Source organism: Streptomyces viridochromogenes DSM 40736, from assembly GCF_000158955.1.
GTDB classification, from domain to species: Bacteria; Actinomycetota; Actinomycetes; order Streptomycetales; family Streptomycetaceae; genus Streptomyces; species Streptomyces venetus.
In genome coordinates, this window is sequence record NZ_GG657757.1 from 1,632,412 (window position 1) to 1,654,494 (window position 22,083).

Genomic DNA, 22,083 nt, shown 5'->3' on the forward strand with positions numbered 1-22,083 from the left:
TTTCCTTAAGGACCTTGCGGGTGGTGCGACCCCGTGTGGGTGTACGGGGAGTTCAGGAGGCGGCTTTGAGCAGCCGCAGCTTGGGGGCGGGGCCCGAGTGGGCGCCGCGGCGGTGCAGGGAGCGGGCCGCGTAGTCGCCGGCGAACTGGATGACCGAGATGACGACGGCGAGGATCGCGACGGTGATCCACATGAGCTGGGTCTCGAAGCGCTGGTAGCCGTAGCGGATGGCGATGTCTCCGAGGCCGCCGGCGCCGACCGTGCCCGCCATCGCCGAGTAGCCGATGAGGGCGACGATCGTGGTGGTGGTGCTGGAGATCAGCGACGGCAGGGACTCCGGCACGAGGACCTTGCGGACGATGGTCCAGGTGTTCCCGCCCATGGACTGCACGGCCTCGACGAGCCCGTGGTCGACTTCGCGGACGGCCGTCTCGACCAGGCGCGCGAAGAACGGGATGGCGCCGATGGCGAGCGGCACGATGGCGGCCTCGCGGCCGATGGTCGTCCCGGTGATCGAGCGGGTGAAGCCCATCAGCGCGACCATCAGGATGATGAACGGCAGGGAGCGGGCGATGTTCACGACCTGCCCGATGACCTTGTTGGCGGCGAGGTTCTGGAGCAGACCGCCGCGGTCGGTCAGGACCAGCAGGATGCCGAGCGGCAGGCCGCCGACGACGGCGATCAGCGTGGACCAGCCGACCATGTAGAGCGTGTCCCAACACGCCTGTTCCAGCAGGGGCTGCATCTCGGACCAGGTCATTCGGCACTCTCCTTCACCAGCGCGGCCGTCTGCTCCGCCGCGCCCACCACGTCGATCTGCAGTCCGTGTTCGCGCAGGAAGCCGATCGGCACGACGTTGTCCTCGTAGCGGCCGGGCAGTTCGATGCGCATACGGCCGACCTGGAGGCCGCCGACGGTGTCGATGGCGGCGCCGAGGATCGATATGTCGATGTTGTAGGTGCGGGCGAGCTGCGAGATGACGGGCTGGGTCGCGCTCTCGCCCTGGAAGGTCACGTCGACGACGGTGCGGTCCTCGCCGGAGGCCTCGCCGCCGAGCGGGAACAGCGCGGCGGCCAGCTCGGAGCCCGGGGTCGCCAGCAGCTCGCTGACCGTGCCCGACTCGACGATGCGGCCGTTGTCCATGAGCGCGGCCGAGTCGCAGACCGACTTGACGACGTCCATCTCGTGGGTGATGAGCAGGACGGTCAGGCCGAGCTGCCGGTTCAGGTCGCGCAGCAGCGCGAGGATCGACCGGGTGGTCTCCGGGTCGAGGGCGCTGGTGGCCTCGTCGGACAGCAGCACCTTCGGGTCGCCGGCGAGCGCGCGGGCGATGCCGACACGCTGCTTCTGGCCGCCCGAGAGCTGGGCGGGGTAGGCGCCCGCCTTGTCGGCGAGGCCGACCAGGTCGAGCAGCTCCAGCGCCTTGCGGGAGCGTTCCTTCCCGGACTTGCCGAGGATCTCCAGGGGCAGTTCGACGTTGTCCTGGACGGTGCGCGAGGACAGCAGGTTGAAGTGCTGGAAGACCATGCCGATCCGGCTGCGCGCCTGCCGCAGTTCCCTTCCGGCGCGCGGGCCGCGGCCGGCCAGGGCGGTGAGGTCCTCCCCGGCCACCGTCACGGTGCCGGAGGTGGGGCGTTCCAGCAGGTTGACGCAGCGGATGAGGGAGGACTTGCCGGCGCCGGACTGGCCGATGACGCCGTACACCTCGCCTTCGCGGACGTGCAGGTCGACGCCGTCCAGGGCGGTGACCTCACGGCCGCGTGAACGGTAGACCTTGGTCAGGTCCGTTGTGGTGATCACGTGGGTTTCCGTCACTGTCGAGTGCGCGGGCGTGGGTGTGCCCGGGCACAGCTGCATTCGTTCAGGGACGCGACACGGTTCTCGCAGGGGCGTGGAACCGGAGAGAACATGTGCGCGGGCGGCTGGATGTCACGCACCGCTCAGGGCGTGCGGACATGCCGCGGTCTCGCTTCGGGGCGCGAGCTCAGGGGGTCGTGCGGGGGCCCTCTAGAAGGCGCACATTCGACACGTACAACGAGCACCGGGCGGCATGGTCGCCTCGGTCGCGGGGATGCGGTCGCTCGTCGTGGTCATGCGGTCAGTAAAACATGCGTACGGTCCTGACAGCCCGCCGTTGTCCGGATGGTGGACAGAGGCGGACAGGGGGCCGGGAGACGTCAGCCGCGGAGGGAGATCTCCATCCCCTGCTGGGTGACCAGTGCCGACAGGGCCGACAGGTCCTCGACGACGAGGTCGGCCTGGAGCTCGTGCGCCTGGTGGGTTGTGGTCAACGCCACGGTGGTCATACCTGCGGCGCGCCCGGCCGCCAGGCCCGCGGGGGCGTCCTCGAAGACGACGCAGTGGGCGGGGTCGACGCCGAGGGTGCGGGCGGCGAGCAGGTAGGGCTCGGGGTCGGGCTTGCCGCGGGTGATGTCGTCGGCGGCCACGAGCGTTTTGGGCAGGATGCCGACGGCGTCCAGGCGGGCCTCGGCCAGTCGCCGGGTGGCGGAGGTGACGACGGCCCAGCGCTCGGCGGGCAGGGCGTCGAGGAACGCGCGGGTGCCGGGCAGCAGGTGCACCCCACCGTTGGGTACGTCCTCCACCTCCAGGTCCTCGATCCGCGCGACGGCCTCCGGCACGACGTCGGCGGGCAGCAGGTCGGCGGCTATCTCGGCGGCCGGCCGTCCGTGCAGTTCGACCCGCGCGAAGTCCTCGGCCGTGATCCCGTACTCGGCGGCCCACCGCGCCCAGCAGCGGTCCACGGAGGCGAGGGAGGAGACGAGGGTTCCGTCGTTGTCGAACAGCAGGGCGTGCGCGTGGATCTTCATGCCCCCGACCCTACGGGGCAGGCCAGGGCCGGGAGCATCGGGCCTTTTCGGCCGTAATAAGGTCGCAGCATGCTTGATGTCCTGACGCTGGTGACCGGGGTCGCCGCGCTGCTGGTGGCCGCCTGGTGCGGCTGGGCGGCCTACCGTGACCAGCCGACGAAGGACTGGCACTTCATCGGGATGGCCGTCGTCACCCTGCTGTCGCTGATCCAGCTGGTGGTGGGGATCGTGGCGCTGGCGCGGGGCGAGAAGCCGGAGCAGGGCACGACGATCTTCGTGGCGTATCTGCTGGGCGCGTTCGCGTGCGTCCCGGCGGCGGGGTTCATGTCGCTGGCCGAGCGCTCACGGTGGGGCTCGGTGACGGTCGCCGCGGGCGGCGTGGTGCTGGCGGTGCTGGAGGTGCGGCTCTATGACATCTGGGGAGGCTGAGGTGGGCCGGCAGCGGCTGATCAGTGGGCCGGGCACCCTGCTGGTGTGGCTGTACGGCGTGATGGTCGTCGGGGCGGTGTCACGCTCCGCGTACCAGATCGCGACGGAGTTCGACCGGGCGCCGCTGGCCTACTCGCTGTCGGCGGTGGCCGGTGTCGTGTACGGGTTCATCACGTACTCGCTGGTGCGGGGCGGGGAGACGGCGCGGAAAGCTGCGCTGGCCTGCTGTGTTGCCGAGTTGGCGGGTGTCTTGACGGTGGGGACCTGGACGTTGATCGAGCCGTCCGCCTTCCCGGACGCGACCGTGTGGTCGGACTTCGGGATGGGGTATGTGTTCATCCCGGTTCTGCTGCCGGTGTCGGCCATCTACTGGCTGCGGAAGTCGCGTACGCGAGACGGGGATGCCGCCTGAGGTGATCAGGCGGCCGCGGGTCACACGTGGTTGATCGCGCCCGCGCGGCGGAGCCGCACTTCGATACAGCCGCGCGCCCCTTCAGGGCGCGGTCAAGCCGTCGCCGCGTAGGTGCCGGCGGGCTTCTCCAGGACGATCATCGGGACGCCGTCGGCGCCCTGGGACGTGCCCACCGTTTCGTAGCCGACCCTGCGGTAGAGGCGGAGGTTGCCCTCGCTGCGGTGGCCGGTGTGGAGGCGGAAGCGGGTGGCGCCGTGCTGGTCGGCGAGGGCCGATTCGGCCGCGCGGAGGAGACGGGCGCCGATGCCGTGGCCCTGGAGGCGGGGGTGGACGCAGAGCTTGCCGATCGCGGCGGCGCCGCCGTCGGTGACCGAGCCGCGGACCGAGCCCACGACCTCGTCGCCGAGCCGGGCCACGAAGACGCAGTCGCGGCCGACTTCCTCGCGGACCGAGTCGAGGGTTTGGACGAGCGGGTCGATGCGGTAGTTCCCGTACAGGGCCGCCTCCGTCTGGAAGCACAGGTACTGCAGTCTGAAGATCTGCTCCGCGTCCTGCTCGGTCGCCGCAGAGATGGTCACGCTCATGCCCATGTGCGCACGCCTCCCGCTCATCTGATCACCGGTCGTCCCCCACTCCTATCCCCGCCCTCAGCGGGCCGCAACCTCCGGTGCCAGCAATCTGCGCAGACATCCCAGGCATCTGGAACGTTCCGGGCCGAGACTGCCCTGTGAGATACCCAACTCCCCTGCGATTTCCCGGTATGTCAGGTCCTCAGGGGAGAGCAGGGCCTCCATGAGGCGCGGGCAGCGGCCCGGGAGGCGGCGCACGGCCGCGCGCACGGCACGGCCGCGGGCCGCGTCGAGGGCGAGCTGTTCGGGGTCGCGGCCACCGTCGTCGACCGGTTCGACGCCGTAGGGCCGTTCGAGGCGGCTCGTCCGGCGGGTGCGCCGGGCCTCCGAGCGGACGGCCCGGCGGAGCCATCCCTGCGGGTCGCGCGGCGGGTCCTCGGCGTCGAGGCGCTCCAGCAGACGGAGCCAGACCGCCTGTTCCAGGTCGCCGGCCTCGGCTCCGGCCGCGTATGCCTCCGCGGAGGCCTCGGCGGTGAGCAGCGGGCGCAGGGAGGTGACCAGCTCGTGCGTCATATGCGGAGCGACGCGGCCGCCCGGGCGGTGGGTTGCCCGGGCGGCCGAAACTCACTCGACCGGGGGGTGTGAGCGCAGCTGTTGACGCGCTCAGCTGTTGACGAAGACCTCGCGGGCCAGCACGCCCGTGTCCGGCTGGTCGGTGAAGACGCCGTCTATGCCGGTCGCGAAGTAGGCCTTGTAGGCACCGAAGACGTCACCGTAGGCGTCGGCCTCCGTGCCCTTGCGGAAGTCCGCCGGGAGGAAGGGGTTCTCGTTGCGCATGGTCCACGGGTGCAGGATCAGGCCCACCTTGTGCGCGTCGGAGACGAGCGCCGTCGGCTCGGTGAGCCTGCCGCCGGCGTCGCGCGGGATGACCAGGTCCAGGGTCGGTCCGATGCCCTGCGCGTAGGAGGCGATCTCCCGGAGGCCGGCCGGCTTGACCAGGTCGGCGACCGTGCGCGGGTCGCCCGTCTCGACGAAGTCCCAGGGGCGGGTGTTCGCGCCGGACAGCAGGACGACCAGGGGGTTGTCCACGAGCTTGTTGAGACGCTCGATGCTGGTCGGCTCGAAGGACTGGATGATGACCGGGGAGGTCCGCCCGTCCTTGCGGTGCTTGCGCAGCGCCTTGGCGACCCGCTCCTCCAGCGGCAGCCCCTGCTTGCGGAAGTAGGTGGGGTGCTTCATCTCGGGGTAGATCCAGACCTGCTTGCCGCGCGCCCGGGTCTGCCGGTCCTGCCAGGTCAGGACCTCCTCGAAGGTGGGGATCTCCCAGCGCCCGTTGTAGAGGGTGTTGTGCGGGCGGTTGGCGGGGATGCGCTCGATCGCCCGCAGGGTCTTCAGCTCGGCGAGTGTGAAGTCCTCGGTGAACCAGCCGGTGGTGGAGACGCCGTCGAGCTGCTTGGTCTTCTTGCGGTCGGCGAACTCGGGGTGGTCGGCGACGTCCGTGGTGCCGCCGATCTCGGGCTCGTGACGGCAGACGAGGTGCCCGTCCTTCGTCGGCACCAGGTCGCCGGCCTCGACGATGTCGGCGCCCATGTCGAGAGCGAGCTGGTAGGAGCCGAGGGTGTGCTCCGGGCGGTAGCCGCTGGCCCCGCGGTGGCCGACGATCGTCGGCTTGGGGAGGCTCTTCAGTCCGCCGCTGCCGTACCGGACGCTGTCGGCTCTCGCCGTGCCGGTCACGCCGAGTACCGCTCCGCCGGCGCCGAGCACCGCCGCGCCGAGCAGGGCCCGCCGTCCGGTTCCGCTCGCTCCCTCGTTCGACTTCTGCGTTCCCATGAGCGCCCTCCTGCCGTCGGCTCGTCAGTGCGGGCCGATCGTACGGGCGCGTACATGACCAGCGGGAGACGCCGCGCGGAACACGCGGGTGACACGCGATGTCACCGTGGCGGGCGGGGCGGCGAACTGACGGTTCGTCGACTTCGTCGCATTCCCGCCGGTTCGGCACGGCGGTTCTGGGAACGCGTGCCAGGCCGGTACTGGTCCGTCCGGAGCGATGTCCGTCACATCGTGACGGCCGGGTCACGCATCGTCGACGGGGTGTCACCGCAGGTAAACACGCGTCAACAGTGTGTAAGACCTCGGTTAAGTCGCCGTGGCCGATGTGCGCGATCCCGGGGGCCGCGAGTATCGTCCTCACCTGCACATACACATAAAGCATCCCTTGACACCGGAGGGTCCGTTGTCCCGCTTCGCACTCATCAAGGCAGTGCTCGGCCCGATCATGCGCCTGATGTTCCGCCCACAGGTGGAAGGTGCGGAGCACATTCCCGGCGACGGTCCGGTCATCCTGGCCGGCAACCACCTGACGTTCATCGACTCGATGATCCTGCCGCTGGTCTGCGACCGGCAGGTCTGCTTCATCGGCAAGGACGAGTACGTGACCGGGAAGGGCTTCAAGGGCCGGCTGATGGCCTGGTTCTTCACCGGCGTCGGCATGATCCCCGTGGACCGCGACGGCGGCCGGGGCGGGGTGGCCGCCCTGATGACCGGGCGACGGGTGCTGGACGAGGGCCGGGTCTTCGGCATCTACCCGGAGGGCACACGGTCTCCCGACGGCCGCCTGTACCGGGGGCGTACCGGCATCGCCCGGCTCACGCTGATGACCGGGGCTCCGGTGGTGCCGTTCGCGATGATCGGTACGGACCGGATCCAGCCGGGCGGGGCGGGCCTGCCCCGGCCGGGCAAGGTCACCGTGCGGTTCGGTGAGGCGATGGAGTTCTCCCGGTACGAGGGGATGGACCGGGACCGCTATGTGCTGCGGGCCGTCACCGACTCGGTGATGGCCGAGGTCATGCGGCTGTCCGGGCAGGAGTACGTCGACATGTACGCGAGCAAGGCGAAGGAAGCGGCGTAGGCGGCGGTGCGCTGAGGGGCCGGGCCCCTCAGCGCCACCTGGGCTACGGGTGTTCCGCCCCGCCCTCCAGCCGCTGCCCCCGCAGCAGGAACCACGCCGCCACCGCCGCGGCCAGCAGGACCGCCGCGCCGACGCCGGCCGCGAGTGCCAGTCCGTCGACGAAGGACGTGCGGGCCGCGTCCAGCATCACGGCTGCGCTGTGCGCGGGCATGCCCGCTGCCGCCTCGACGGCGCCGCCCAGCGACTCGTGGGCCGCGTCCGGTGTTCCCGCCGGACCGGTGAAGTCCCGGTAGACGCCGGTGACGATCGAGCCGAGCACGGCGATACCGAGGGCGGCGCCGAGTTCGTACGCCGTCTCGGAGACGGCGGAGGCGGAACCCGCCTGCTCCTTGGGCACGCTGGACAGGATCACGTCGGCGGTCACGGTGAACGAGAAACCGGCGCCGACACCGACCACCAGCAGCGCGGTACCGAGCAGCGGATAGCCGGTGGACTGACCGACCACCGTGAGCGCGGCCAGCCCCAGGCCGATCGCCGCCAGACCGCAGGAGACCACGGACCGCACCGAGAAACGGCGGGCCGCACGCCCCGCGACCAGACCGGCCGCCACCGCACCGATCGCGGCGGGCAGTTCGGCCAGACCCGCCTCGAACGGACGCCTGCCCTGGACGAGTTGCAGGTACTGCGAGAGGAAGAACACCAGCCCGGACAGGCCCAGGATGGTCAGCAGGTCGGCCAGGACCGCCCCGCTGAAGCCGCGGTTGCGGAACAGCCGCATGTCCAGCAGCGGAGCCGGGAGCCGGAGCTGACGGCGGACGAACCCGTACAGGGCGGCGGCGCCCAGCAGGCCGGCGGCCGTCGGGGTCCAGGCGAAGCCGTGCGCCGCGATCTCCTTGACCGCGTACACGATGCCGACCATGCCCACCAGCGACAGCAGGACGCTGCTCATGTCCCAGGGGCCCGGGTTCGCGGTGCGCGACTCGGGCAGCAGCTTCATCCCGACGAGGACCAGCACGAGCATCACGGGCAGGTTGATCAGGAAGACCGATCCCCACCAGAAGTGCTCCAGCAGGAACCCTCCGACGATCGGGCCGACCGCCGTACCCGCGGAGGCGGTGGCGCCCCAGATCCCGACGGCGAGGCTGCGTTCGCGCGGGTCGTGGAAGAGGTTGCGGATGAGCGCGAGCGTGGCGGGCATCAGGGTCGCACCGGCGACGCCGAGCAGCGCCCGCGCGACGATCATCATCTCCGGGGTCGTGGCGTAGGCGTTGAGCACGGATATCGCTCCGAACGCCGTCGCGCCGACGAGCAGGATCCGCTTGCGGCCGATGCGGTCGCCGAGGCTGCCCATGGAGACGAGCAGACCGGCGATGACGAACGAGTAGACGTCGCCGATCCACAGCAGCTGCGTGCCCGAGGGCCTCAGGTCCTCGCTGATGTAGGGGGTCGCGAGACCGAGGACGGTCGCGTCGACGGCCACCAGCAGCACAGCGAGCACGAGAACGCCGAGCGCGAGCCAGCGGCCGGGGCGCTTCACCGCCTCGTCGGTCCTCGCCGCCTGCAGGGTGCTGGTCATGATTCCTCTCTCCGCAGTGCGCCGCCGAGCAGCAGCTCGACGATCATGTGCTGGAAGTCCTTGGGCGCGCCCTTGCCGCTGTGCACCATCCAGGCACCGGAGGCCATCAGGCCGTACAGCGCCTCGGTGAGCCAGGCCGGTGTGAGGTCGATGCGGAACTCGCCGGCGAGCTGGCCGCGCCGGAACAGGGCCGAGATCCGGTCGTCGATCAGGGACCAGCCCGCGTTCTGCTCCTCGCCCTCGAACAGCTGGTTCTCGGTGTAGAGGAAGGCGAGCAGTCCGGCGGCGGGCTCCATGGCTCCGACCAGCCGGCGGACGGCCTCGCTCGCGGTGCCCTCGTCGAGCCGGGCCGTGTCCAGTGCCGCCCGGCACTCCTCGATGCCCAGCGACTCCAGGGCGCGGACGAGGGCGTCACGTCCGGCGAAGTGGCGGTGCAGCGTGGCGCGGCTGATCCCGGCGGCCTTGGCGACCTCGTCCATGGTCGCGGTGGATTTGCGGGTCAGCAGGGCGGCGGCGGAGCGCAGCACGTGGTCAGGGTCGACAGCCATGAGACAAACATAAACCATATGAGACACCAATGTCTCATGCTGGGCATGCGTGCCTCATGACTGTCGGCTCACGGAGAGAAGGTGAGCACCCAAAGGTGAGAGCTCGGAAGGTGAGTGGTCAGTGCCAGGGCAGCTGACCGCGCCGCTCCCAGTACGCCTGCGGTTCCTCGGCCAGCGTGGCGAGGCGGGCCAGCTGGTCGTCGTCCAGGTCGACGACCGCGGCGTGCAGGTTCGAGGCGAGCTGGTTGGTCGTGGCGGCGCCGGAGAGGACGACGCCGGCCCACGGCTGCCGCAGGATCGCGGCCAGGGCCACGGCGTCACAGCCCAGCCCGGCCTGCTCGGCGACCTCCTTGACGGCGTCCGGAGCATGCGGCCCGGCCAGTCGGCCGTTGGCCATGCCCTCCTTGACGATCACGGTGAGGCCGGCGTCGTGGGCCTCGGCGAGGGCGGGGGCGGCAGAGGTCTCCAGCGCGTTGTACGTGGACTGCACCGTGCGGAAGAGGGGTTCGCCGTCGACCGTCACGGCCAGGGCCGCGCGGATCGCGTCCGCTTGGGCGGGGCCGCTGGTGGAGAAACCGACGGTGAGGCCCTGGGCGGCGGCTTCCGCGAGCCTGGCGTGCAGTTCCTTGTCGGTGAGGGCCGGGCTGTCAGGGGTCACGGAGTGGATCTGGTAGAGGTCGAGCCGGTCGCCGAGCAGGGCGTCGCTCTCGGCGCGCTGCCGTTCGTAGGTGGCGAGGGTGTGGTCCTTGACCTCGTGGGTCTCGGCGTCGGTGGACCAGTCGGCGGTGTAGGTGTAGCCCCACTTGCTGCCGACGACGATGTCGTCGAGGCCGGGCCGGTTCCGCAGCCAGTCGGCGAGGAACTCCTCCGAGCGGCCGTAGGAGCGGGCCGCGTCGAAGTAGCGGACACCTTGGGCGTAGGCGGCGTCCAGGAGTTCGTGGGTGCGGTTGCGGAGCGCCTCTACGCCGCGGTCTTCTCCGAGGTCTTCGTCTCGGCCGAGGTTGATGTAGCCCGGGCGTCCGACGGCGGCGAGACCGAGGCCGATGTGGCAGGTGGGGGTTGTTGCTGTGGCCAGGCGGGCGAAGGGCATCGCGGGCTCCGTTCGGTCGGCTACGGCTTTCGACCAACGTAACCCCCGCGATGACCTCCGCCTGAGAGCTCGGGGCTTGTTGTGTGTTTGCGAGTGCGGGTTGTTCGTGGCTTGTCGCGCAGTTCCCCGCGCCCCTGAGTGCGTTTCCCTCAGGCCTGCTTCTTGGCCACCGCCCACTCGTGCTGGGCCGACACGTCCGCCTTCACCTCTGTCAGCTGGACGGCGACCGCGCTGGGGGCGGTGCCGCCCCTGCCGTTGCGGGAGGCCAGGGCGCCGGGGACGTTCAGCACCGTCCGCACCTCGGGGGTGAGGTGGGAGGAGATCTTCGCGAACTGCTCGTCCGTCAGCTCGTCGAGTTCCTTGCCCTCGGACTCGGCGACCTTCACGCACTCGCCGGCGACCTCGTGGGCGACGCGGAAGGGGACGCCCTGCTTGACCAACCACTCGGCGATGTCCGTGGCGAGGGAGAAGCCGGCCGGGGCCAGTTCCTCCATGCGGTCGCGGTGGACGGTGAGGGTGGCCATCATGCCGGTGAAGGCCGGCAGCAGGATCTCCAGCTGGTCGATGGAGTCGAAGACCGGCTCCTTGTCCTCCTGGAGGTCCCGGTTGTAGGCGAGGGGCAGCGCCTTCAGGGTGGCGAGCAGGCCCGTCAGGTTGCCGATCAGGCGGCCGGACTTGCCGCGGGCCAGCTCCGCGATGTCCGGGTTCTTCTTCTGCGGCATGATCGACGAGCCCGTGGAGAACGCGTCGTGCAGGGTCACGAAGGAGAACTCCTTCGTGTTCCAGATGATGACCTCCTCGGCGATCCGGGAGAGGTTGACCCCGATCATCGCCGTGATGAACGCGAACTCCGCGACGAAGTCGCGGGAGGCCGTGCCGTCGATGGAGTTGCCGGCCGAGCCGTGCTCGAACCCGAGGTCCTTCGCCACCGCCTCCGGGTCCAGGCCCAGGGAGGAACCCGCCAGGGCTCCCGAGCCGTACGGCGACACTGCCGTGCGGGCGTCCCACTGGCGCAGCCGCTCCGCGTCCCGGGAGAGGGACTGGACGTGGGCCAGGACGTGGTGCGCGAAGAGGACCGGCTGGGCGTGCTGGAGGTGCGTGCGGCCGGGCATCGCCACGTCGGGGTGGGCCTCGGCGAGACCGATCAGCGCGTCCTGGAGCTCGGCGAGCAGGCCGCCGACGACCCGGGCGTGGTCGCGCAGGTACATGCGGAAGAGGGTCGCGACCTGGTCGTTGCGGGAGCGGCCCGCGCGCAGCTTGCCGCCGAGGTCGGGGCCGAGCCGCTCCAGCAGGCCGCGCTCCAGGGCGGTGTGCACGTCCTCGTCGGCGATGGTGCCGACGAAGGAGCCGCCGGCGACGTCCGCCTCCAGCCGGTCGAGCCCGGCGATCATCCGGGTCAGCTCGTCCTCGGTGAGCAGGCCCGCCTTGTGCAGCACGCGCGCGTGCGCACGCGAACCGGCGATGTCGTACGGCGCCAGCCGCCAGTCGAAGTGGACGGACGCGGACAGCTTGGCCAGGGCCTCGGCGGGACCGTCGGCGAAACGGCCGCCCCAGAGCCGGACGTCACCGCTGTTGCTGCTCACTTGCGTTGCTCCTAGAGAGATACGGATGGGCCGCCGCCTCCCCGCCCGTGAACGGGGGGGAGGCGGCTCTCACGCTACTGCTTAAGAGAGGTCGCGCCGGGCCGCGATCTTCGACGCCAGGCTGTAGATGTCGATGAAGCCCTTGGCCGCGGACTGGTCGAAGGTGTCGCCGGTGTCGTAGGTCGCGAGATCGAAGTCGTACAGCGACTGCGCCGAGCGGCGTCCGGTGACCACGGCGCGGCCGCCGTGCAGCGTCATCCGGATGTCCCCGGTGACGTGCTCGTTGGCCTCGTTGACGAAGCCGTCCAGGGCGCGCTTGAGCGGGGAGAACCACTGGCCGTCGTAGACGAGCTCGCCCCAGCGCTGCTCGACCTGGCGCTTGTAGCGGGCGAGTTCCCGCTCGACGGTGACACCCTCCAGCTCTTGGTGGGCGGTGATCAGGGCGATCGCGCCCGGAGCCTCGTACACCTCGCGCGACTTGATGCCGACGAGCCGGTCCTCGACCATGTCGATCCGGCCGACGCCCTGGGCACCGGCGCGCTCGTTGAGCTGCTGGATGGCCTGGAGGACGGTGACGGGCCTGCCGTCGAGGGCGACCGGGACGCCCTGCTCGAAGGTGATGACCACCTCGTCGGCCTCACGCGCGTCGGCCGGGTTCTCGGTGTACTCGTAGAGGTCCTCGATCGGCGCGTTCCAGATGTCCTCCAGGAAGCCGGTCTCGACGGCCCGCCCGAAGACGTTCTGGTCGATGGAGTACGGCGACTTCTTGGTGGTCGCGATCGGCAGGCCCTTCTGCTCGCAGAAGGCGATGGCCTTGTCGCGCGTCATGGCGTAGTCGCGGACCGGGGCGATGCACTTCAGGTCGGGAGCGAGGGCCACGATGCCGGCCTCGAAGCGGACCTGGTCGTTGCCCTTGCCGGTGCAGCCGTGGGCGACCGTGCCGGCGCCGTGCTTCCGGGCCGCGGCGACCAGGTGCTTGACGATCGTCGGCCGGGAGAGGGCGGAGACGAGCGGGTAGCGGTCCATGTAGAGGGCGTTGGCCTTGATCGCCGGGAGGCAGTACTCCTCGGCGAACTCGTCCCTGGCGTCGGCGACCTCGGCCTCGACCGCACCGCACGCGAGGGCGCGTTTGCGGATGACGTCCAGATCCTCGCCGCCCTGGCCGACGTCCACCGCTACCGCGATGACCTCGGCGCCCGTCTCCTCGGCGATCCAGCCGATGGCGACGGAGGTGTCAAGACCGCCTGAGTAGGCGAGTACGACGCGCTCGGTCACGGGTTCTTCTCCTCATACTGCGATCACTGACATGCATGAGTATGCAGAGGTCCGCATGATTCGTCAATCGCCCTCGGCGTGAGGCCCTGATTCCGGCCACGTCGAGAAGAATTTGAAGATCCTTTGAACACGGGAAACCGCTTACCCGTACCTCTCGCCGAACGCAGGCGCCGCGTCGAACACCCACGACCCACCGACCCCTAGTGAGGCACCCCCATGTCCAGGGCTCTTCCGAAGTACAACAAGCGTCGCGTCACGTTCATCGGCGGCGCCGCCGCGGTGGCGCTGTCCGGCACGGTCATCGCCGGCTTCGCCCTCGCCGGGGAGACGCCCGAGAGCGGTGGGACGAACGCCCGGACGCTGGCCGGTCCCGGTACCATCTCGTGCCCGGACGTCACCGGCCAGCTGCCGGAGGTCCCCGCCTCGGCGAAGGCGGAGGTCGACCGCAACCTGGCCGATCTGAACACCCAGATCCAGGAGGCCAACAAGCGCCTGGTCGACACCGTCGGCCAGGGCGGCCCCAACTTCGTCCAGAACGCCATCCTCGGCCCCCTCGAGGACAAGCGTGTCGCGGCCCTGAACCGCATCGAGACCGCCATCGGGCGGGCCGCCGAGAAGCCGGAGGGCCTCGAGGCCTTCGCCGCCTGCCAGCTCAGCGCCGACGGCGGAGCCGGAGCGGGTGACGCGGCGGGTGGCGAGGCGGGCGCCGGTGCGGAGGCCGGAGCCGAAGCGGGTGCGGGCGCCGAGGCAGGTGCCGAGGCCGGAGCGGGCGCCGAAGCAGGTGCCGGCGCCGAGGCCGGGGCGGGCCAGGAGGCCGGGGCGGGCGCCGGCGAGGACGCGGGTGCGGGTGCGGGTGCGGCGGGGAACGCCGGGGCCGGCACCATCAGCTGCCCGGACGTCGCCTCCCAGCTGCCCGCCGTGCCGGCCTCCGCCCAGGCCGAGGTCGACCGCAACCTGGCGCTGCTGGACACGCAGATCGCGGAGGCCAACAAGCGCCTGGTCGACACCGTCGGCCAGGGCGGCCCCAACTTCGTCCAGAACGCCATCCTCGGCCCGCTGGAGGACAAGCGGGTCTCCACCGTCAACCGCATCGCCACGGCCATCGGCCGCACCGCCGAGAAGCCGGCCGGCCTGGACTCCCTGGCTGCCTGCACCCTCAACAAGTGAGGTGACAGGCGCCGTGGCCGCCCCGTGGGAGCGCCGGCCGGGGCGGCCACGGGCAGGGACCTGGGCGCGGGATCCGGCAGAGGTGACCGGATCCCGCAATTCCTTAGACAGTCGAAAGACCTGGGTGCATCATCATGTGACATGGGAAAAACTCATGAGGGCATAGACGGCCGGCTCCGCTCGTTCATCGAGGCGCAGCCGGTCTTCTTCACCGCCACCGCTCCGCTGTCCGCCGACGGCACGGTCAACCTCTCCCCCAAGGGGCTCAAGGGCTCCTTCGCGGTGCTGGACGAGCACACGGTGGCCTACCTCGACTTCGCCGGCTCCAACGCCGAGACCATCGCCCACCTGCGGGAGAACGGGCGGATCACCCTGATGTGGTGCGCTTTCCAGGGCCCGCCGAACATCGTCCGCGTGCACGGCCGCGGCGAGCCGGTCTTCCGCGACGACGCCCGTTTCGCGGAACTGCTCGCCCACTTCCCCGACATCGACCCGACGCGGCACGGCCTGCGCGCCGTCATCGTCGTCACCGCCGAACTCGTCCGCGACACCTGCGGCTACGCGGTGCCCTACATGGCGTACGAGGCGGACCGCGACCTGCACGGCAGGCGTTTCGCCCGCGAGGACGACGCCTCGCTCAGCGCCTACTTCACCAAGAAGGAGCACATCGCGACCAGCCTGGACGGACTCCCCGGGCTGCCGTTGCCGCTGCCGCCCTCTACGGTCTGAGGCATGCGCCCCGGTGCCGTCGCCCTCGCCGTCTCCTCCCTCGTCGCACTCGGCGCCGGGCCGCCCGCCCCCGCGCCGCTGCCGGCCCGGATGGCCGACACCGGCGGCGGCACCCAGCTGATCACCGCGGTGGCCCCGAAGACGGCCTCGACGAGAGGCACCGTCACCTGGTGGGAGCGCAGGGGCGGACGGTGGGTGGAGGCGGGTTCCGCGCCCGCCCGCTTCGGGGCGAAGGGACTCGTCCGGGGCACCTCCCGCAGACAGGGCACCGACACGACACCGACGGGCCTGTACGACCTGCCGTTCGCCTTCGGCATCGACGCTGCGCCGCGCGGGACGGCGTTCACCTACCGCAGGGTGCGCTGGGACTCCTGGTGGTGCCAGGACAACGCCTCCCGCTCCTACAACCGCTGGACCGAACCCCGCGCGGCCGACTGCCGGGCCGCCGAGTCCGAGCATCTGATCAGCTACGGGGAGCGGTACGCGCACGCCCTCGTCGTCGGCTTCAACTACGAGCGCCCGGTGCGCGAGCGCGGGGCCGGCATCTTCCTGCACGTCAACGGGCGCGGGGCGACGGCCGGTTGCGTGTCCGTGCCGAAGGACGCGATGCGTCGGATCCTGACCTGGGCCGACCCGGCGAAGCGCCCCCACATCGCGGTCGGCACGACCCGCGGGGCCACGGCCGTCACCCGGTACTAGGTGCCTGCCGCGGCACTAGGACCGCGCGCCCGCCCGGCACGCGGGCGTGTCATCCCCGGTCACTCCCGTGCGCACATGACTCGGCACGCGGCTGAACACTCCCGTGCCCCGGCACGTATCTGTGGGCCAAGGGTCAAGTCCCCACGGAGGAACCGTGACCACCACGCTCGCAGGCGGACGTGCCGCCCGCCGCCAGACGATGCGCCGCATCCGCCCGCGCCGCTCCCCGGCCGTCCCGCTGCTGATCGCCCTGTGGGCCGGAGCCGCGGCCGTGCTGTGGCTGTGGTGGGACAACACACCGTCCCTCGCGGACAACACGAGCAAGATCCTGGCCGCGGGCCGGATCACCGGCCTGCTCGCCGGTTACCTCATGGCGCTGGTGGTGCTCCAGATGGCCCGGGTGCCCGCGCTGGAGCGGCGGGTGGGCAGCGACCGGGTCGCGCGCTGGCACGCCATGACCGGCCGCTACACGCTCTGTCTGGTGCTGGCCCACGTCTTCCTCACCATGTGGGGCTACGCGCTCCAGGCGGGCAAGGGGCTCGGGGACATCGTCCAGCAGACGATCGACTCCATCAACCAGCTGCCGGACATGGGCAAGGCCGCCATCGGCACGGGTCTGCTGTTCCTCATCGGGATCCTCTCGATCGGCGGGGTGCGCCGCCTGATCGGGTACGACACCTGGTACCACGTGCACCTGCTCACCTACGCGTCGGTGTACATGACGTTCTGGCACCAGATCACGACCGGCAACGAGTTCGCGGTCGAGCCCGCCGCGAAGACCTTCTGGTACGGGCTGTACGGCGTGGTGACCGCACTGGTGCTCTGGTACCGGATTCTCACCCCGATCCGGCTGAACCTGCGGCACCGCATGCGGGTCGAGGCGGTCATCGAGGAGACCCCGGGCATCGTGTCCGTGCTGATCGGCGGGCGCAAGCTGCACCGGATGGGCGCGGAGCCCGGGCACTTCTTCCGCTGGCGGTTCAAGGCGCCGGGCATGCGCTTCAGCTCCCACCCCTACTCGCTGTCGGCGGCGCCCCGGCCGGACATGCTGCGGATCACGGTCAAGGCGATCGGTGACCACACCTCCCGGCTGCGTGAGCTCGAACCCGGCACCAAGGTGTGGGCCGAGGGCCCGTACGGCGCGATGACCGCACAGCGCCGCAGCCGCGGCAAGGTGCTGCTGGTCGCGGGCGGCGTCGGGATCACCCCGATGCGGGCCCTGTTCGAGACGCTGCCGGGCGCCACCGGTGACATCACCCTGCTCTACCGGGCCAACACCACCCAGGACCTGGCGCTGTGGGGCGAACTCGCCAAGATCGCCGACGAGCGCGGCGCCCGGCTGATGTACGCGGTCAACAGCCCGGACGGGGAACGCCCCGACATCTCCGCGGAGTCCCTCCAGCGGAAGATCCCGGACATCGACCAGCACGACGTCTTCATGTGCGGGCCGCCCGGCTTCGCGCAGTCGGTGTACGAGGCACTGCGCGGCGCGGGAGTCCCCGCCCGCCGTATCCATCACGAGTCGTTCGAGATGTGAGCGACGGGACATCAACGGCCCTTCAGGAGCTTGAGAACCATGAAGAAGAGTCACCCCGTGCGGCGTGCCGTGCTCGCCGGCGCGGCCACCGTCTCCGGAATCGTGCTGCTGCTGTCCATGAAGCCGGCCTCCGACCCGGGCAGCGCCCAGGCGGCGGGGGGTCAGGTCCCGCCCGCCGCCGCGGGGCAGGCTCCGCAGGGCGGCGTGAACGGCGCGGTCACCGGTGACGCGCAGCAGACGCAGTACGGGCCGGTGCAGGTCCGCCTCACCATGAGCGGCGGCAAGATCACTCAGGCCGAGGCGGTCCAGGCCCCCAAGGGCGGACGCAGCGACCAGATCACCGCCAGCTCCGTCCCCCGCCTCAACCAGGCGGTGGTCGCCGCGCAGAGCGCGGAGATCGACGCCGTGTCCGGGGCGACGTACACCAGCGCCGGGTACAAGAAGTCCCTCCAGTCCGCCCTCGACAAGGCCAAGGCCTCGGCGGGCGCCTCGCAGGGCTCGGGCAACGCCCAGACCCTCACGGGCGATGTGGCCCAGACGCAGTACGGGCCCGTACAGGTCCGCGTCACCGTGGCAGGCGGAAAGATCACCAAGGCCGAAGCCGTCCAGGCCCCCAAGGGCGGACGCAGCGACCAGATCACCGCCAGCTCCGTCCCCCGCCTCAACCAGGCGGCGGTCGCGGCAGGCACCGCGGACATCGACGCGGTCTCCGGAGCCACCTACACCAGCGCCGGGTACAAGAAGTCCCTCCAGTCCGCGCTGGACAAGGCCCCGGCAGGGGGCAGCGGCTCCGCCCAGGGCGCCGGGTCGGGCAGCGGCGCCCAGGCCAAGACCGTCACGGGCAGTGTCGCGCAGACGCAGTACGGGCCCGTCCAGGTCCGTGTCACGGTCGCCGGCGGAAAGATCACCAAGGCGGAGGCCGTCCAGGCGCCCAAGGGCGGACGCAGCGACCAGATCACCTCCTCCTCCGTCCCCCGCCTGAACCAGGCGGCGGTGGCGGCAGGCACCGCGCAGATCGACGCGGTCTCTGGGGCGACGTACACCAGCGCGGGCTACAAGCAGTCGCTCCAGTCCGCACTGGACCAGGCCGGTGGCTGACACGGTGGCCGACTCCGCACAGGCTCCCGCCGCGGTGCGTCATGTGGAGGAGACGATGGGGACCGTCTTCTCCCTCGACGTCCGCGGCGGGGAACCGGCCGCCGTACGCGCGGCGCTGGACGAGGTCGTCGCCGGGCTGCACCGGGTCGACGAGGTGTTCAGCACGTACCGCGAGGACAGCCAGGTCTCCCGGCTGCAGCGCGGTGAACTGACCGTCGCGGAGTGCGACCCCGAGGTCGCCGAGGTGCTGGAGCTGACAAAACAAGGAGGAGCGGCTGAGCGACGGCTGGTTCAGCACGTCGTACGAGGGTCGCCTCGATCCGACCGGCATCGTCAAGGGCTGGGCGGTGGAGCGGGCGGCGCGGCGGCTGGCGGCGGTGCCCGGGGTGTGCGGGGTGAACGTCAACGGCGGCGGGGATGTGCAGCTGCTGGGGTCGCCGGGGGCGCAGCGGCCCTGGCGGGTGGGGGTGGCGGATCCGCTGCGGCCGGGCGGGCTCGCGGCGGTCGTCTCCGCGGCCGGTGCGGACGAGCTGTCCGTGGCCACGTCCGGGACCGCCGAGCGGGGTGCGCACATCGTCGACCCGCGTACGGGGCGTTCCGCGGTGACCGACCTGGTCGCCGTGACGGTGGTCGGGGCTCGGCTGACGTGGGTGGACTGCTGGGCCACGGCGGCGTTCGCGATGGGGTCGCGGGAGGGGCTCGCGTGGCTGGAGTCGCTGCCGGATGTCGAGGCTTTACTCATCACGGGCGGTGACGAGGTGCGGTGCACCGGGGGGTTGGCGGCGAGGCTGGGCTGAGGGGGCTGGGGGCGGGGGGTCCGCAACCCGGCGGAGCGGGGTGCCGCTGCGGGCACCTTGGGGGCGCGGGGAACTGCGCGAACGGCCACGGCGCACCCGCACACACCCACGGCCAAGCACCCCTACGGCGCTCAGTGACCGTTCTGCGCCAGCCTCAGCAGATGAGCGGCCAGCGCCTGCCCCCCGTCGGGGTCCCGGCTGATCAGCATCAACGTGTCGTCCCCGGCGATCGTCCCCAGGATGTCGTGCAGCTCGGCCTGGTCGATCGCCGAGGCCAGGAACTGCGCCGCCCCCGGAGGGGTACGCAGGACCACGAGATTCGCCGAAGCCTCCGCGGAGATCAGCAGCTCCTGCGACAACCGCCGCATCCGCTCCTCCTTCGCCGACCCGCCCAGCGGCGCGCGGGGCGTGCGGAAACCGCCCTCGCTCGGCACCGCGTAGATCAGGTCGCCGTCGGCGTTGCGGATCTTCACCGCGTTCAGCTCGTCCAGGTCCCGGGAGAGCGTCGCCTGCGTGACGCTCAGCCCGTCGTCGGCGAGCAGCTTCGCCAGCTGGCTCTGCGACCGCACCGGCTGCCGGTTGAGGATGTCCACGATCCGGCGGTGGCGTGCGGTGCGGGTCTGCGGCACGGCGGGCCCGCCCGCCCCCGGCTGCTCGTGGTCCTGCGCCTGGCTCATCGTCGTCTCATTCCCCGGATCGTCCGTCCCCGTCGGCTGCGTCGAGGACGCCGGGCAGTGCCCGGAGGAAAGCGTCCACCTCGGCATCGGTGATGTTCAGCGGCGGCATGAGCCGTACGACATCGGGGGCGGGCGCGTTCACCAGGAGACCGGCGTCCTGAGCCGCCTGCTGCACCTGGGGTGCGAGCGGCTCGGTGAGCACGATACCCAGGAGGAGACCCGCGCCCCGGACGAAATCGATCAACTGGTGGCCGAGGCCCTCGATTCCGTCCCGCAGCTTCTCGCTCTGCCGCTTGACGTTCTCCAGCAGCCCCTCGTTCTCGATGGTGTCGAGGACGGCGAGCCCGGCGGCGCAGGCGACGGGGTTGCCGCCGAAGGTCGTGCCGTGGTGACCGGGCTGGAGCAGCTCGGCGGCCCGCCCGAAGGCGACGGTCGCGCCGAGCGGCAGTCCGCCGCCGAGGCCCTTGGCGAGGGTGACGACGTCGGGCAGCACGCCCTCGTGGGCCTGGTACTCGAACCAGTGGCCGGTCCGACCGACGCCGGTCTGCACCTCGTCGAGGACGAGCAGCGCCCCGGTCGCGGCGGTGATCGCGCGGGCGGCCTTGAGGTAGCCGGCGGGCGGGACGACGACCCCGTTCTCGCCCTGGATCGGCTCGATGACGACCAGGGCGGTCTCCTCCGTCACCGCTGCGGCCAGCGCCTGGGCGTCGCCGTACGGCACGTGTGTGACGTCGCCGGGCAGCGGCAGGAAGGGTTCCTGCTTGCCGGGCTGGCCGGTGAGCGCGAGGGCGCCCATGGTGCGGCCGTGGAAGCCGCCCTCGGTGGCGACCATGTGGGTCCGCCCGGTCAGCCGGCCGATCTTGAAGGCGCCCTCGTTCGCCTCGGCGCCGGAGTTGCAGAAGTAGACCTTGCCGTCGCGGCCGAAGAGCTGGAGCAGCCGTTCGGCGAGCGCGACCGGCGGCTCGGCGACGAACAGGTTGGAGACATGGCCGAGGGAGGCGATCTGCCGGCTCACGGCCTCGACGATCGCCGGGTGGGCGTGGCCGAGGGCGTTGACCGCGATGCCGCCGACGAAGTCCAGGTACTGCTTGCCGTCGGCGTCCCACAGCTTGGTGCCCTCGCCGCGGACGAGCGGGAGCCTCGGGGTGCCGTAGTTGTTCATGAGCGCGCCCTGCCAGCGCGCGGTCAGTTCCTGATTGCCCGCGACGTTGTTCACGACGTTGCCCGCGACGTTGTTCACGACTCCCCCTGTTCGCCCGTTCCCCCGGGCTTCTCGTCGGGCACGACCATCGTGCCGATGCCTTCGTCGGTGAAGATCTCCAGCAGGATCGAGTGCTGGACCCGGCCGTCGATGACCCGGGCGGTGGTGACGCCGCCCCGTACGGCGTGCAGGCAGCCCTCCATCTTCGGCACCATCCCGGAGGACAGGTCCGGCAGCAGCCGCTCCAGCTCGGTGGCGGTGAGGCGGCTGATCACCTCGTCGCTGTTCGGCCAGTCCTCGTAGAGGCCCTCGACGTCCGTGAGGACCATGAGGGTTTCGGCGCCCAGCGCGGCAGCGAGTGCCGCAGCCGCCGTATCAGCATTGACGTTGTAGACATGTCCGTCGTCCTGGGAGCGGGCGATCGAGGAGACGACCGGGATGCGGCCGTCGGCGAGCAGGGCCTCGATCGCGCCCGTGTCGATCGCGGTGATCTCGCCGACCCGGCCGATGTCGACGAGCTCGCCGTCGATCTCGGGCTGGTGCTTGGTGGCGGAGATGGTGTGCGCGTCCTCGCCCGTCAGGCCGACGGCGAGCGGCCCGTGCTGGTTGAGCAGCCCGACCAGCTCGCGCTGCACCTGACCGGCCAGCACCATCCGTACGACGTCCATGGCGTCCTCGGTGGTCACCCTGAGGCCCGCCTTGAACTCGCTGACGATGCCGTGCTGGGTCGAGGGCGGCGCTGATCTGCGGGCCGCCGCCGTGCACGACGACCGGCTTGAGGCCGGCGTGGTGCAGGAACACCACGTCCTGGGCGAAGGCGGCCTTGAGGTCCTCGTCGACCATGGCGTTGCCGCCGAACTTGATGACGACGGTCTTGCCGTTGTGCCGGACCAGCCACGGCAGCGCCTCGATGAGGTTCAGCCTTGGGGAGAGCGGTGTGCTTCCGCGTCGGACTGCTCA

The 22,083-nt window shown here is 71.2% G+C and carries 21 protein-coding genes and 2 pseudogenes; 9 read left to right on the forward strand and 14 right to left on the reverse strand.

Annotated features, from left to right (window positions below; translation table 11 throughout):
* Positions 1-52: 52 nt before the first annotated feature.
* The 3 genes from SSQG_RS07035 to SSQG_RS07045 all read right to left on the reverse strand — a co-directional run bounded on the left by SSQG_RS07035 (position 53) and on the right by SSQG_RS07045 (position 2,828).
* A complete protein-coding gene (locus tag SSQG_RS07035) occupies positions 53-760 on the reverse strand; it encodes a methionine ABC transporter permease (RefSeq protein ID WP_003989031.1) in 708 nt (235 codons plus the stop codon).
* On the reverse strand, positions 757-1,800 hold the full coding sequence (locus tag SSQG_RS07040; protein WP_039932087.1) for a methionine ABC transporter ATP-binding protein: 1,044 nt from the start codon (positions 1,798-1,800) through the stop codon (positions 757-759). Before SSQG_RS07040 ends, SSQG_RS07035 begins: the two co-directional genes overlap by 4 nt.
* Before the next feature lie 377 nt (positions 1,801-2,177).
* Positions 2,178-2,828 (reverse strand): HAD-IA family hydrolase, encoded by a 651-nt coding sequence (locus SSQG_RS07045; protein WP_039932088.1) that lies wholly within the window; start codon positions 2,826-2,828, stop codon positions 2,178-2,180.
* A 69-nt stretch (positions 2,829-2,897) separates the two neighbouring features.
* Here SSQG_RS07045 and SSQG_RS07050 point away from each other — a divergent pair, with 69 nt between their 5' ends.
* Both SSQG_RS07050 and SSQG_RS07055 read left to right on the forward strand, forming a co-directional pair.
* Complete coding sequence (locus SSQG_RS07050; RefSeq protein ID WP_003989034.1) at positions 2,898-3,257, forward strand: hypothetical protein; 360 nt, start codon at positions 2,898-2,900, stop codon at positions 3,255-3,257.
* On the forward strand, positions 3,238-3,669 hold the full coding sequence (locus tag SSQG_RS07055; RefSeq protein ID WP_003989035.1) for a hypothetical protein: 432 nt from the start codon (positions 3,238-3,240) through the stop codon (positions 3,667-3,669). The genes SSQG_RS07050 and SSQG_RS07055 overlap by 20 nt, the downstream gene beginning before the upstream one ends.
* A 92-nt stretch (positions 3,670-3,761) precedes the next feature.
* Here the strand turns inward: SSQG_RS07055 and SSQG_RS07060 are convergent, their stop codons facing one another.
* The 3 genes from SSQG_RS07060 to SSQG_RS07070 form a co-directional block, all read right to left on the reverse strand.
* Complete coding sequence (locus SSQG_RS07060; RefSeq protein WP_003989036.1) at positions 3,762-4,259, reverse strand: GNAT family N-acetyltransferase; 498 nt, start codon at positions 4,257-4,259, stop codon at positions 3,762-3,764.
* Positions 4,260-4,316: 57 nt separating this feature from the next.
* Complete coding sequence (locus SSQG_RS07065; RefSeq protein WP_003989037.1) at positions 4,317-4,811, reverse strand: RNA polymerase sigma factor; 495 nt, start codon at positions 4,809-4,811, stop codon at positions 4,317-4,319.
* A 90-nt stretch (positions 4,812-4,901) separates the two neighbouring features.
* Complete coding sequence (locus SSQG_RS07070) at positions 4,902-6,068, reverse strand: glycerophosphodiester phosphodiesterase (RefSeq protein ID WP_003989038.1); 1,167 nt, start codon at positions 6,066-6,068, stop codon at positions 4,902-4,904.
* A 403-nt stretch (positions 6,069-6,471) separates the two neighbouring features.
* Here SSQG_RS07070 and SSQG_RS07075 point away from each other — a divergent pair, with 403 nt between their 5' ends.
* Positions 6,472-7,146: a lysophospholipid acyltransferase family protein gene (locus SSQG_RS07075; RefSeq protein ID WP_039932089.1), complete on the forward strand. Its 675-nt coding sequence runs from the start codon at positions 6,472-6,474 to the stop codon at positions 7,144-7,146.
* 43 nt (positions 7,147-7,189) lie between these two features.
* Here the strand turns inward: SSQG_RS07075 and SSQG_RS07080 are convergent, their stop codons facing one another.
* The 5 genes from SSQG_RS07080 to SSQG_RS07100 all read right to left on the reverse strand — a co-directional run bounded on the left by SSQG_RS07080 (position 7,190) and on the right by SSQG_RS07100 (position 13,218).
* Positions 7,190-8,722 (reverse strand): MFS transporter, encoded by a 1,533-nt coding sequence (locus SSQG_RS07080; protein ID WP_003989040.1) that lies wholly within the window; start codon positions 8,720-8,722, stop codon positions 7,190-7,192.
* The gene (locus tag SSQG_RS07085) at positions 8,719-9,270 is read right to left on the reverse strand and encodes a TetR/AcrR family transcriptional regulator (RefSeq protein ID WP_039932090.1); all 552 of its coding nucleotides are present in this window, start codon (positions 9,268-9,270) and stop codon (positions 8,719-8,721) included. The genes SSQG_RS07080 and SSQG_RS07085 overlap by 4 nt, the downstream gene beginning before the upstream one ends.
* A gap of 118 nt (positions 9,271-9,388) precedes the next feature.
* Positions 9,389-10,360 carry an aldo/keto reductase gene (locus tag SSQG_RS07090; protein WP_003989042.1) on the reverse strand — a complete coding sequence of 324 codons (972 nt, stop codon included), beginning with the start codon at positions 10,358-10,360 and terminating at the stop codon, positions 9,389-9,391.
* Positions 10,361-10,509: 149 nt separating this feature from the next.
* Entirely contained in the window at positions 10,510-11,943 is a 1,434-nt protein-coding gene (gene argH / locus SSQG_RS07095; protein ID WP_003989043.1) for an argininosuccinate lyase, read from the reverse strand.
* Positions 11,944-12,024: 81 nt separating this feature from the next.
* Positions 12,025-13,218, reverse strand: a complete 1,194-nt coding sequence (locus tag SSQG_RS07100; protein WP_003989044.1) for an argininosuccinate synthase — start codon at positions 13,216-13,218, stop codon at positions 12,025-12,027.
* Positions 13,219-13,434: 216 nt separating this feature from the next.
* Here SSQG_RS07100 and SSQG_RS07105 point away from each other — a divergent pair, with 216 nt between their 5' ends.
* From SSQG_RS07105 to SSQG_RS07130, 6 genes and pseudogenes are all read left to right on the forward strand, one after another.
* Positions 13,435-14,385 carry a hypothetical protein gene (locus SSQG_RS07105; protein WP_039932091.1) on the forward strand — a complete coding sequence of 317 codons (951 nt, stop codon included), beginning with the start codon at positions 13,435-13,437 and terminating at the stop codon, positions 14,383-14,385.
* 141 nt (positions 14,386-14,526) lie between these two features.
* On the forward strand, positions 14,527-15,114 hold the full coding sequence (locus tag SSQG_RS07110; RefSeq protein ID WP_003989046.1) for a pyridoxamine 5'-phosphate oxidase family protein: 588 nt from the start codon (positions 14,527-14,529) through the stop codon (positions 15,112-15,114).
* 3 nt (positions 15,115-15,117) lie between these two features.
* Complete coding sequence (locus SSQG_RS07115; protein ID WP_003989047.1) at positions 15,118-15,813, forward strand: L,D-transpeptidase family protein; 696 nt, start codon at positions 15,118-15,120, stop codon at positions 15,811-15,813.
* 154 nt (positions 15,814-15,967) lie between these two features.
* The gene (locus SSQG_RS07120) at positions 15,968-17,350 is read left to right on the forward strand and encodes a ferredoxin reductase family protein (RefSeq protein ID WP_039932092.1); all 1,383 of its coding nucleotides are present in this window, start codon (positions 15,968-15,970) and stop codon (positions 17,348-17,350) included.
* A 39-nt stretch (positions 17,351-17,389) separates the two neighbouring features.
* Positions 17,390-18,448: an FMN-binding protein gene (locus SSQG_RS07125; protein WP_039932093.1), complete on the forward strand. Its 1,059-nt coding sequence runs from the start codon at positions 17,390-17,392 to the stop codon at positions 18,446-18,448.
* A 55-nt stretch (positions 18,449-18,503) separates the two neighbouring features.
* Positions 18,504-19,245 (forward strand): annotated as a pseudogene (locus tag SSQG_RS07130) (FAD:protein FMN transferase).
* Positions 19,246-19,376: 131 nt separating this feature from the next.
* Here SSQG_RS07130 and SSQG_RS07135 read toward each other — a convergent pair.
* The 3 genes and pseudogenes from SSQG_RS07135 to argB all read right to left on the reverse strand — a co-directional run.
* Entirely contained in the window at positions 19,377-19,922 is a 546-nt protein-coding gene (locus SSQG_RS07135; RefSeq protein WP_003989052.1) for an arginine repressor, read from the reverse strand.
* Between the two features lie 7 nt (positions 19,923-19,929).
* Entirely contained in the window at positions 19,930-21,138 is a 1,209-nt protein-coding gene (locus SSQG_RS07140; RefSeq protein ID WP_003989053.1) for an acetylornithine transaminase, read from the reverse strand.
* Positions 21,139-21,158: 20 nt separating this feature from the next.
* Positions 21,159-22,083: pseudogene (gene argB, locus SSQG_RS07145) on the reverse strand (acetylglutamate kinase); the annotation flags it as partial.

What these genes read in the sequence shown, in the direction of transcription:
- SSQG_RS07035 (WP_003989031.1), bottom strand. Translation starts at nt 760, where the DNA reads ATGACCTGGTCCGAGATGCAGCCCCTGCTGGAACAGGCGTGTTGGGAC.
- SSQG_RS07045 (WP_039932088.1), bottom strand. Translation starts at nt 2,828, where the DNA reads ATGAAGATCCACGCGCACGCCCTGCTGTTCGACAACGACGGAACCCTC.
- SSQG_RS07050 (WP_003989034.1), top strand. Translation starts at nt 2,898, where the DNA reads ATGCTTGATGTCCTGACGCTGGTGACCGGGGTCGCCGCGCTGCTGGTG.
- SSQG_RS07055 (WP_003989035.1), top strand. Translation starts at nt 3,238, where the DNA reads ATGACATCTGGGGAGGCTGAGGTGGGCCGGCAGCGGCTGATCAGTGGG.
- SSQG_RS07060 (WP_003989036.1), bottom strand. Translation starts at nt 4,259, where the DNA reads ATGGGCATGAGCGTGACCATCTCTGCGGCGACCGAGCAGGACGCGGAG.
- SSQG_RS07065 (WP_003989037.1), bottom strand. Translation starts at nt 4,811, where the DNA reads ATGACGCACGAGCTGGTCACCTCCCTGCGCCCGCTGCTCACCGCCGAG.
- SSQG_RS07070 (WP_003989038.1), bottom strand. Translation starts at nt 6,068, where the DNA reads ATGGGAACGCAGAAGTCGAACGAGGGAGCGAGCGGAACCGGACGGCGG.
- SSQG_RS07080 (WP_003989040.1), bottom strand. Translation starts at nt 8,722, where the DNA reads ATGACCAGCACCCTGCAGGCGGCGAGGACCGACGAGGCGGTGAAGCGC.
- SSQG_RS07085 (WP_039932090.1), bottom strand. Translation starts at nt 9,270, where the DNA reads ATGGCTGTCGACCCTGACCACGTGCTGCGCTCCGCCGCCGCCCTGCTG.
- SSQG_RS07090 (WP_003989042.1), bottom strand. Translation starts at nt 10,360, where the DNA reads ATGCCCTTCGCCCGCCTGGCCACAGCAACAACCCCCACCTGCCACATC.
- SSQG_RS07105 (WP_039932091.1), top strand. Translation starts at nt 13,435, where the DNA reads ATGTCCAGGGCTCTTCCGAAGTACAACAAGCGTCGCGTCACGTTCATC.
- SSQG_RS07110 (WP_003989046.1), top strand. Translation starts at nt 14,527, where the DNA reads ATGGGAAAAACTCATGAGGGCATAGACGGCCGGCTCCGCTCGTTCATC.
- SSQG_RS07115 (WP_003989047.1), top strand. Translation starts at nt 15,118, where the DNA reads ATGCGCCCCGGTGCCGTCGCCCTCGCCGTCTCCTCCCTCGTCGCACTC.
- SSQG_RS07125 (WP_039932093.1), top strand. Translation starts at nt 17,390, where the DNA reads ATGAAGAAGAGTCACCCCGTGCGGCGTGCCGTGCTCGCCGGCGCGGCC.
- SSQG_RS07135 (WP_003989052.1), bottom strand. Translation starts at nt 19,922, where the DNA reads ATGAGCCAGGCGCAGGACCACGAGCAGCCGGGGGCGGGCGGGCCCGCC.